Annotated in this window: 8 protein-coding genes, 2 tRNA genes and 1 pseudogene; 4 read left to right on the top strand and 7 right to left on the bottom strand. The window is 29.1% G+C overall.

The genetic code is table 11. From position 1 onward, the window contains the following. Positions 1–101: 101 nt before the first annotated feature. From I2E98_RS05020 to I2E98_RS05000, 5 genes are all read right to left on the bottom strand, one after another. Positions 102–177, bottom strand: a tRNA-Val gene (locus I2E98_RS05020). A 17-nt stretch (positions 178–194) separates the two neighbouring features. Beyond that, positions 195–269 (bottom strand) — tRNA-Glu (locus I2E98_RS05015). Between the two features lie 162 nt (positions 270–431). Next, on the bottom strand, positions 432–1,304 hold the full coding sequence (locus I2E98_RS05010; protein ID WP_195467864.1) for an MBL fold metallo-hydrolase: 873 nt from the start codon (positions 1,302–1,304) through the stop codon (positions 432–434). A 265-nt stretch (positions 1,305–1,569) separates the two neighbouring features. Then, positions 1,570–3,381, bottom strand: a complete 1,812-nt coding sequence (locus I2E98_RS05005) for an FUSC family protein (RefSeq protein ID WP_195467863.1) — start codon at positions 3,379–3,381, stop codon at positions 1,570–1,572. Between the two features lie 176 nt (positions 3,382–3,557). Continuing rightward, positions 3,558–4,157, bottom strand: coding sequence for a hypothetical protein (locus I2E98_RS05000; protein WP_195467862.1), 600 nt, complete (start codon positions 4,155–4,157; stop codon positions 3,558–3,560). Positions 4,158–4,378: 221 nt separating this feature from the next. Here I2E98_RS05000 and I2E98_RS04995 point away from each other — a divergent pair, with 221 nt between their 5' ends. Genes I2E98_RS04995 through I2E98_RS04985 form a run of 3 tightly spaced genes read left to right on the top strand, consistent with a single transcriptional unit; the run spans position 4,379 to position 5,364 of the window. Beyond that, positions 4,379–4,528: a spore coat associated protein CotJA gene (locus tag I2E98_RS04995; RefSeq protein WP_195467861.1), complete on the top strand. Its 150-nt coding sequence runs from the start codon at positions 4,379–4,381 to the stop codon at positions 4,526–4,528. Between the two features lie 11 nt (positions 4,529–4,539). Beyond that, positions 4,540–4,788, top strand: a complete 249-nt coding sequence (locus tag I2E98_RS04990) for a spore coat protein CotJB (protein ID WP_195467860.1) — start codon at positions 4,540–4,542, stop codon at positions 4,786–4,788. A gap of 15 nt (positions 4,789–4,803) precedes the next feature. Further along, complete coding sequence (locus tag I2E98_RS04985) at positions 4,804–5,364, top strand: manganese catalase family protein (protein WP_195467859.1); 561 nt, start codon at positions 4,804–4,806, stop codon at positions 5,362–5,364. An 89-nt stretch (positions 5,365–5,453) separates the two neighbouring features. Here I2E98_RS04985 and I2E98_RS04980 read toward each other — a convergent pair whose 3' ends face one another. Beyond that, positions 5,454–6,659: an NAD(P)/FAD-dependent oxidoreductase gene (locus I2E98_RS04980; protein ID WP_195467858.1), complete on the bottom strand. Its 1,206-nt coding sequence runs from the start codon at positions 6,657–6,659 to the stop codon at positions 5,454–5,456. Positions 6,660–6,880: 221 nt separating this feature from the next. On the opposite strand from I2E98_RS04980, the gene I2E98_RS04975 reads away from it, so the two are divergent. Beyond that, the gene (locus I2E98_RS04975; RefSeq protein WP_195467857.1) at positions 6,881–8,170 is read left to right on the top strand and encodes a DUF1002 domain-containing protein; all 1,290 of its coding nucleotides are present in this window, start codon (positions 6,881–6,883) and stop codon (positions 8,168–8,170) included. Positions 8,171–8,256: 86 nt separating this feature from the next. Here the strand turns inward: I2E98_RS04975 and I2E98_RS04970 are convergent. Then, positions 8,257–9,526 (bottom strand): annotated as a pseudogene (locus I2E98_RS04970) (collagen-like protein); the annotation flags it as partial.

Here is a 9,526-nt window from a genome sequence, read left to right as displayed (position 1 = left end):
ACAAAAAATGGCTGAAAGCTAGATTTTATCTAACTTTCAGCCATTGAAATTTTTATACTTTCCTATACATTAAAAAAAAGACGAGTATAATTACTCGTCTTTGGTGGAAACAACAGGGATCGAACCTGTGACCCTCTGCTTGTAAGGCAGATGCTCTCCCAGCTGAGCTATGCTTCCAAATTTAAATTAATTTATGGTGACCCCTAGGGGAATCGAACCCCTGTTACCACCGTGAAAGGGTGGTGTCTTGACCGCTTGACCAAGGGGCCATAATCAATTTCTTATTTAAATAATTTTTGCGTAACTTGCTCATTAAATATAATATATATTTAACATTATGTCAACACTTTTTTAATATAATATTTTTTATAATAAAAATGAAAGCTAATAATACATATTAATTTATTATCAGCTTTCACTAACATATTAAACTATTTTTGAATAAAATATATATTTTCCCCATCACTTTTAATGCTTATATCCCCACTGCTTGTATAAAATGTTTTTATTTTATATTTCTCTAATAAAGAAATAAGCTTTCTATCTGGATACATAAAATATGAACAAGTTATAGCTGCATAACTTGGTGAAACTGACTCTAAAAAGTTTCCTACTTCATCATTATATATTCCATGATGAGCCATTTTTAAAAAAGTGTAAGTTCCAGTATTCTCTTTTATGAATTCTTTCATTCGTTCATCTTCAGCATCTGCTGCAAATAGAAATCTATATTTTCCATAATCAATTCCAACTATAATACAATAATCATTAGATTTATCATAACTATCTTTTAACGCTGGATATATTGTTATTTTTGCTCCATTTATATTAGTTACTATATTACTATGGAGCAATATTGGTTCTATATTGTTTCTCTCAATAGCTTCAAGATAGTTTTTATATTGAACTGTACTTTTTTCATAATCAGCCTGAACCAAATTATTTATTTTAAAATTATCTAAAATAATAGGTGCTCCTCCAATATGATCTTTATCATTATGAGTTAAAATCAAATATTCTATTTCTTTTACGCCTTTAAAATTTAAAAATTCTTTTATTTTTTCACTATTTTCATAAAATCCACAATCTATAACAATAAATTTCTCTTCACTTTCTATTAAAATAAAATCTGATTTCCCTGTACTTAATATATCTATTTCAAAAGGAAGTTTTACTGTAACATCTGCATCTACCCATCTTTTACTATCATTTTTTATTTTTAAAAAATTTATAATGCTACAAATTATCACTAAAATAACTATAATTGCTCTAATTTTACCTTTTTTTATTAAATTAGTTTTCATTTATATCACTTCTTAATCACCAAATTTTTCCTTATATTATTATACTCTTTAATGTATATAACTTATACATCTAAAAGAAAATAACATTTTTAAAATTATGTTGTTTTTATAATCATTTTATTTTCATGTAACTGTCATAAAGTTGACATATTAATATACTATACTTATATTCATAAAGAACAACACCAACCAATATAGTAGTGTTGTAATTAGTTAATATCATTCCCTTCACAAAAGGTATAGATTAGTTCCCCCTATTTCTAATCTATATCTTTTTTATTAATATTCTTATACTACTGTTAAAATCATCATATAATTCGCTTATATATTTAAATATGTTTTCATTGTATTTTTTCTTATAAACCATTAAAACTTTATATCCAATTTTAACTACAAATTCATTATTCTTATCAATGAATTCAGCAATGTTGTCATCTCTATATTGTAAATTTCTAAGATATAATTTTTGAGTCAAAAGAGTAATATGTATTATTAAATCTCTAATATAATTATCACCTTTACTCTTATTTAAATACTCCCTGCTAGTATCAACTAAATATTCATCATATTTTAGTATTTTTTTTACTAACTGCATTATTCCATCTTTCAATCTATAAGGAAAAATAAATTTATTAGCCAATAAAACTACTATTACTCCTATTATTACATAAAAAATCCTATATACTAATAGTTTATTTAAGCTTACTGATAGGGAAGACATGCAAATAGATGCCATAGCTGCAAATAATGAAATTTTATAATACTCTTTAAATCCATAAAGTAAATATAATGATATAACTAATATTAAAATAGTTACCCATTGTGTATGAAACAAATGTATTACTATACCTGTAAATAAAATTGCTATAATATTTCCCTTTATTCTCTCCCTAGTTTTTGAAATTGTATCTTCATAATAAGGTTGCATAATTGACATTATGGTTATGATAGCCCATATAATTTTATAGTATCCTAATAGCTCTGCTATAAATATAGAAAAGGTTAATGTTATTGCCATCCTCATTGCAAATTTAAATCTTATTGATGATGGAACAAAATATTCCTTAAATATTTCCTTTGGCTTATCTAAGTAAGTTCTTTCCCACTCTTTGTAGATTTTATCTGCTTCTTTATTATCTAATATTTCTGCTTCTTTAATCTCATCTACTATAGATGTTACTATAAGCAATATTTCATTAAATAACGCTGAGTCTTTTTTATATTTTTCATTTATAAATTTACTTTTATAAGTTACATCCTCCAATTTACATTTATTTTTTGAATAATTTATTATCAATTCAATTAATGATAAAAGGTCTAATATTTGCTCCTTAGAGATTCTATTTTTTTCATAATGCTCATATATTTTGTTTAGATATATATTTAAATATTCTATGTTTAAATATAATTTAAACTGTATAGTTCCTAAATTAGTAGTAAGATACTTTTTATAGCGTGTTATATATACTTTATATACTAAATCCATCATTATTTTAGAGCAATTTTCAGTTAATTTTTCATCAAATTTTCCATCTAGAATATTTTCAATTTGTTTTTGTATATTAAGAAATGCAGAATTAACACTATTCCCCATTATCTCTTTTCCATTGCTCCTTTTTATATATGTACCTGCTATAATAACTAATGCACCAAAAACTACAGATAATAATCTATTAGGTAATTCATAAATTGAAATATTTGCATACTGAGTAAAAACATAAAGCATTATAAATGGTTTATAAAAAGTTGCATCATATGGGTATGTTACAATATAAACAATGAAAAATATTGCAAAAAAATCAATTATAATTCCTGTCCATATATTTAAAGCTGATACAAATGCTATTAATACTATAATTAAATCTAATGCTAATATTCTAGCTATTCTATTAAGAGGTTTTACATAAAAATTCTGTCTTCCTATAACAGTAGAGGTTAGTGCTATAGGAAATGCTACCATTGCATTTTTACTTCCAAATAATATTCCAACTCCTAACATAGTTATTACTGCGACAGTTCCATTTCTAATCATTGATGTAACATTTACATTATACTTTTTAATCAAATAATCAAACATAAAATTTTATTTTTCCCTTCTAATTGCTAATAAATTTATTCTTTGTTTTTAATAAATTTATATACTTAAGTTGAGTGTTAAAATTTAATTTATTAAATTACATTTACAAATTAGACTTATGATTTAAAGTTATTTAATAAAAAAAGAAAACATAGTAATAAAAACAATCTTTACTATTATGTTTTCTTTTTTAATTCTTCTATTTCTTTTTTTAATTCTCTTACTTCATTACTTAACTCTTTTATAGAGCTTTTCAACTCTTTAATTGACTCATCTGAACTTGTCTTTGCTTTACTTTTTGATGTTTTTTTCTTATTACTCGAGATATTAGCCTGGTCTTCATCAGATCCATCAGTACAAAAAGGATTAGCTGCATTTCTATAAATATAGTTGTAATATCTTCCGGGCCCTCCTTGATAATATTGTTGTTGTGCATTATAGACTTCGATTGCTTGTCCAACTAATTGTAACCAGTTACCAACTACGTTTTGAATATTAAATGGTAAATTCCCAGCCATAACATTTCCAAGTAATTCCCCAATCACTAGCAAAAGTTGTGGTGGAATATCTTGAAATCCTCCCGGAATATCACTATTTGCATTTCTAGAACTTTCACTAGCATTTGCATTAGAATTTCCAAACTTACAGTTATTACATTGTTCTGAATTTTCTTGACTATTCTCATTACTATCATCTTGATTATCATATTGTTGTTCATATAGATTTCTACAAAACTTTATTAAATCATCAAAACTATTAAAACCATTTTGGTCCATTGTTTTTCCTCTGAAAAAACTGTTCACTATCATCTTACTCTTAAAAAAATTATTTGATACAATGTGGCAACCTCTTAATTTTTATTGTTTTATAATTCTTTAAATAGACCTTTCAAAAATAATACCTCATTTTTAAGATATTTCATCTCTAAAGTAATAACATAACCTCAACTCCTATCATATTATGTAATAAACAAACTTTATGAAAGGATGAAATTACTATGAGCAAATATGAAAAAAACGATTATGCTAAAGCTTTTATTATTCTACAAAAATATGAAAGTCTTCTAAACCTTACAACTTCATTAAAAAGAGGTACTATATTTAAAGATTTATATAGACCTTATACTAAGAATAATAAGAAATATTAGGAGGTATTATTATGTGTGAAAATGATTTATTAGATGAAATAAAAAAATATCAATTTTACGCAGTAGAATTAAACCTTTATCTTGATAACTTTCCAAATAATAAAAAAGCAACAAATGATTATAAAATAATTTCTAAAAAGCTTGATGATTTAATAATGGATTATGAGAAAAACTTTGGTCCATTAAGAAACTTTGGCTCTGCTTATTTTGAAAATCCAGTTGCTTGGATATCATCACCTTGGCCTTGGGAAAATTATTAAGGAGGTTTATAATTTATGTGGTATTATGTTAAAACTTTAGAGTATCCTATTAATTTAAAATGTAACGACTTAAAAATGGCTAAGTTTCTTATATCTCAATATGGTGGACCTGATGGTGAATTAAGCGCAGCTTTAAGATATCTAAATCAAAGATATACTATGCCAACCGGAAAGTCAAAAGGCTTATTAACTGATATAGGTACTGAAGAAATGGCTCATGTTGAAATGATAGCCACTATGATTTATCAATTAATGTCAAATGCTTCTTTAGAAGATTTGAAAAAAGCAGATTTAGCTGCTCATTATACAGATCATGGTAGAGCTTTATACTATGCTGATGCACAAGGTAACCCTTGGACAGCAACTTATATCCAAGCTAAAGGCGATGTTATTGCAGACCTTCATGAGGATATGGCTGCAGAACAAAAAGCTAGAGCAACTTATGAATGGCTTATAAATTTAACTGATGATCATGATATTAAAGAAATTCTTAAGTTTCTAAGACAAAGAGAAATTGTTCATTTCCAAAGATTTGGTGAAGCTTTAATGGATGTGCAAGACAACATTAAATACTAAGTTAATTAATTTAAATTTTACACTATAAAATTTAAGTAGATAAGCTTCAAAACTTATCTACTTTCCTATATTTCTTTTAAATAGTTAAATTAAAAGTCTGTTCCTGCTAAATAACCTGTTGAAAATGCCATTTGCAAATTATATCCACCTGTTTCAGCATCAATATCTATAACTTCTCCTGCAAAATATAGATCCTTAATTATCTTAGATTCCATTGTTGAAGCATTAATTTCCTTTACCTTAACTCCACCAGATGTAACTTGTGCAGCTTTTATAGATAAAGTTTCTCTTGCGGTAAGCTTCATTTCTTTCATATATTCTATTATTTTATTTTCATCTTCCTTCTTTAAATCACTGGCTTTAACCTCAGTTAATTCTGACATCTCAAATACTACTTTTAAAAAGTTTTGTGGTAAAACTCCCTTTAAATTATTTAAGACAGTTTTATTAGGGTTGCTTCTTATTATTTGAGAAATTTCATCCTTAGATTTATCTTTTAAGAAATCTAAAGTTACTTCTACTTCACCTTCACTTAAAGCTTTGCTTACATATGAAGAAAGTTTTAAAACTGCAGGGCCTGATATTCCAAAATGAGTAAATAACATATCACCAAACTTTTCAATTTTTTTCTTTTTAAGTTTAGCAGAAACTACTACATCTTTCATAGCAACTCCTTGTAGTTTTTTCACAAATTCTTCTTTTATAACAAGTGGTATTAAAGCTGCATGTATTGGAGTTATTGTATGCCCATGCTTTTCTAACACTTCATACATAGCTCCATCAGATCCAGTATGAGGGAAACTCTTACCTCCCGTTGTTATTATAACCTTATCACCTAGTATTTTTTCACCATAAGATGTTATAACTCCTTTGATAGTTTCATCCTCAACTACTAGGTCACTTATCATAGTGTTATATATAACTTTTACTTTATTCTTTTGTAAATCATTTCTTAATAATTCTATAACTTCATCTGCCTTATCACTTTTTGTATATACTTTTTCATCAAGCTCAACTTTATATTCAAGGCCATTATTACTAAAGTATTCTAAAAGTGAATAGTTTGAAAATGTATATAAAGCACTATATAAAAACTTCTTATTATTTACTATCTTATCAAAAAACTCCTCTATATCCCTATTATTAGTTATGTTACAACGACCTCCACCAGTAAGTCTTAGCTTCATACCAATTTCTTTATTTCTTTCTATTAATGTAACCTCATTATTTTTTGCTGCACTAAGAGCTGCCATAATACCAGCAGGACCTCCCCCAACAACTATAACTTTAGCCAAACTTGTCACCTCACTAAATTTCTTTTGTTTATTTACTCATTATATCATACTTCATATTTTAGTCTTATGTGAATTTTTTTTAAGAAACTGTTCGTTTGATTTTAATAAAATAATCAGATATAATTTATGAAATAGGTAATACATACTGCTTTAACTACCTAATTCCATTTGGTAATTTTATTACCTCATATTGAAATAATTTATTTAAAAAGGAGATAATTATGGGATTAAAGAAAAGAATTTCAGCATTACTTATATGTGGTGTAATTATTTTAGGAAATGTAAGTACCGCATACGCTGATGGTGCTAATGTAGTAACTTTAGGGACAAACCTATCTGCTGAACAAAAACAAATAGTTTTAGATTACTTTGGAGTAAAAGAAAATGAAGTAGTTATATTAGAAGTAAATAATCAAGAGGAAAGAAAGTATCTAGAAGGAGTTGCTACAGAAGCACAACTTGGTACAAGAACTTATTCTTGTGCATATGTGCAACCAACTTCAAAAGGTAATGGCCTTAATGTTAAAACTGTAAACTTGACTTATGTTACATCTTCAATGATAGCAAGTACACTTACAACATGTGGAATTACTGATGCAAACGTAATTGCAATGACTCCACTATCAGGAGGAGTAAGTGGTACTGGAGCTTTAACTGGAATAATGAAGGCTTTTGAAGATGCTACTGGAGAACCACTTGATGAAACAAAAAAAGAAATTGCATCTGAAGAATTGGTTATAACTGGTGATTTAGGTCAAGATATTGGACAAGATAAAGCTACTGGTGTAATAAATGATATTAAGACAGAAATAATTAAAAATAATACTCAAGATACTATACAAATAGCTGATACAATAAATAATGTTACTAATAATTACAATGTTACTTTAACACCTGAACAACAACAACAATTAGAAAGCTTAATGACTAAAGTTGCCGAACAAGATTATGATTATAAAGAAATGAAGGATGCTTTAAATAGTGTTAAAGATGTTGTTAATGAAAAACTTGATGAAATGGGTGAAAAAGTATCAACAGGCGTACTTGATTCTATAAAAGAATGGTTTACTGGAATTGGTGATTGGTTCAGTGGATTATTTAATAATAATGATAAAGATTTAGGTATATTAGAAACAACTAATGATGACCTTTTGGGTGATAATGTTGTAGTTGATGCAACTGATAAAAATGCTATAAAGTTACCAACTGCTGAAGAAACTCAAGGATTTTTCGAGAGAATTTGGAATTGGTTTACTGGTTTATTTAATACTAACTCTGATACAACTGAATCGGAAAATAATGAAAATTCTACAGAGCAAGTTAATCCTACAATTATAGGAGGTTCTGAAAATCCAGATTCAACTATACCAACTGATGATAACTTGAATACAGAAGGTACCACTGATGAAACTGTGCCTAACCTAGAAGACACTACAACTTCTACAAGAGCAAATACAGATACTTCTCAAGATGAAAATAATTCAACAAATACTGAAAATACAGATAATTAATAAAATTAGGGGAGAGTATAAATATTTGTTTTTTACACAAATATTTATACTCTCCTTAAAACTATACTATCTAAATAAATAATATTTTAAGCTAATCTAATTACTGTTACTGTTGCTGCATTAACTGTAATACTCTTAAGATCTTGAGTTAAATTAGTTAATCTTACAATATAATCTTCATCTGGAGTTATTATTACACCAAGTGAAATACTATTAGCATATACATCCCTTGAAATTGATGCTATATGCTCACTACCTGAGATAACCATACCATTAACATCTGTTAATGCAAAAATAATATCTTTACTATCCCTAGATGATCCAGAGCCACATTCATTAGTTGAATAAGATACTGTATACTTAACAAAATATGATTTATTTCCATCTAATTCTATATCAGTACTATTTTCAACATGATTTATACTATTTCCTGTAATTTGATTTTCTGGGAAACTTACATGATTTGCATATGATACTGTTTGAGCATTTCCAAATTCCCTAAACATTACTCCATAGTCACCTATAGTTCCTGATGGACCTGTTGCTCCGGTTGCTCCTGTTGCTCCGGTTGCTCCTGTTGCACCTGTTGCTCCTGTTGCTCCTGTTACTCCTTGTGGTCCCCTTTCACCTTGAACACCTTGAATACCTTGAACACCTTGTGGACCTGTTGCTCCTGTTGCTCCTGTTGCTCCTGTTGCTCCAGTTGCTCCTGTTGCTCCTGTTACTCCTTGTGGTCCCCTTTCTCCTTGAATACCTTGAATACCTTGAACACCTTGTGGTCCTGTTGGACCTACTGCTCCGGCTGCTCCTGTTGCACCTTGTGCTCCTGTTGCACCTGTTGCTCCGGTTGCTCCTGTTGCTCCGGTTGCTCCGGTTGCTCCTGTTCGTCCTATTGGTCCTTGTTGTCCTCTTTCACCTTGAATACCTTGTAAACCTTGAACACCTTGTGCACCTGTTGCACCTGTTGCTCCGGTTGCTCCGGTTGCTCCTGTTGCTCCGGTTGGCCCTGTTGATCCTCTTGGTCCTATTGCCCCTTGTGCACCAGTTGCTCCTGTTGCTCCGGTTGGTCCTGTTGGTCCTTGAATACCTTGAATACCTTGAACACCTTGTGCTCCAGTTACTCCAGTTGCTCCTTGAATACCTTGTAAACCTTGTGGCCCTGTTGCTCCTGTTGCTCCTTGTGGTCCTGTTGCTCCTGTTGGTCCTGTTGGCCCTTGAATACCTTGAACACCTTGTACTCCTGTTGCTCCTGTTGCTCCTGTTGCACCAGTTGCTCCTGTTGCACCTGTTGGTCCTGTTGGTCCTTGAATACCTTGAACACCTTGTGCTCCTGTTGCTCCTGTTGCACCAGTTGCT

It is taken from the genome of Clostridium sp. D43t1_170807_H7 (assembly GCF_015555905.1).
Lineage (GTDB): Bacteria > Bacillota > Clostridia > Clostridiales > Clostridiaceae > Clostridium.
The sequence above is the reverse complement of the archived record's forward strand: the minus strand, read 5'-3'. Positions and strand labels throughout refer to the sequence as shown.

Bases quoted from the DNA above. Each gene is read 5' to 3' on its own strand.
- I2E98_RS04990 (WP_195467860.1), top strand. From the start codon at position 4,540: ATGTGTGAAAATGATTTATTAGATGAAATAAAAAAATATCAATTTTAC.
- I2E98_RS05000 (WP_195467862.1), bottom strand. From the start codon at position 4,157: ATGGACCAAAATGGTTTTAATAGTTTTGATGATTTAATAAAGTTTTGT.
- I2E98_RS04995 (WP_195467861.1), top strand. From the start codon at position 4,379: ATGAGCAAATATGAAAAAAACGATTATGCTAAAGCTTTTATTATTCTA.
- I2E98_RS04985 (WP_195467859.1), top strand. From the start codon at position 4,804: ATGTGGTATTATGTTAAAACTTTAGAGTATCCTATTAATTTAAAATGT.
- I2E98_RS05005 (WP_195467863.1), bottom strand. From the start codon at position 3,381: ATGTTTGATTATTTGATTAAAAAGTATAATGTAAATGTTACATCAATG.
- I2E98_RS05010 (WP_195467864.1), bottom strand. From the start codon at position 1,304: ATGAAAACTAATTTAATAAAAAAAGGTAAAATTAGAGCAATTATAGTT.
- I2E98_RS04975 (WP_195467857.1), top strand. From the start codon at position 6,881: ATGGGATTAAAGAAAAGAATTTCAGCATTACTTATATGTGGTGTAATT.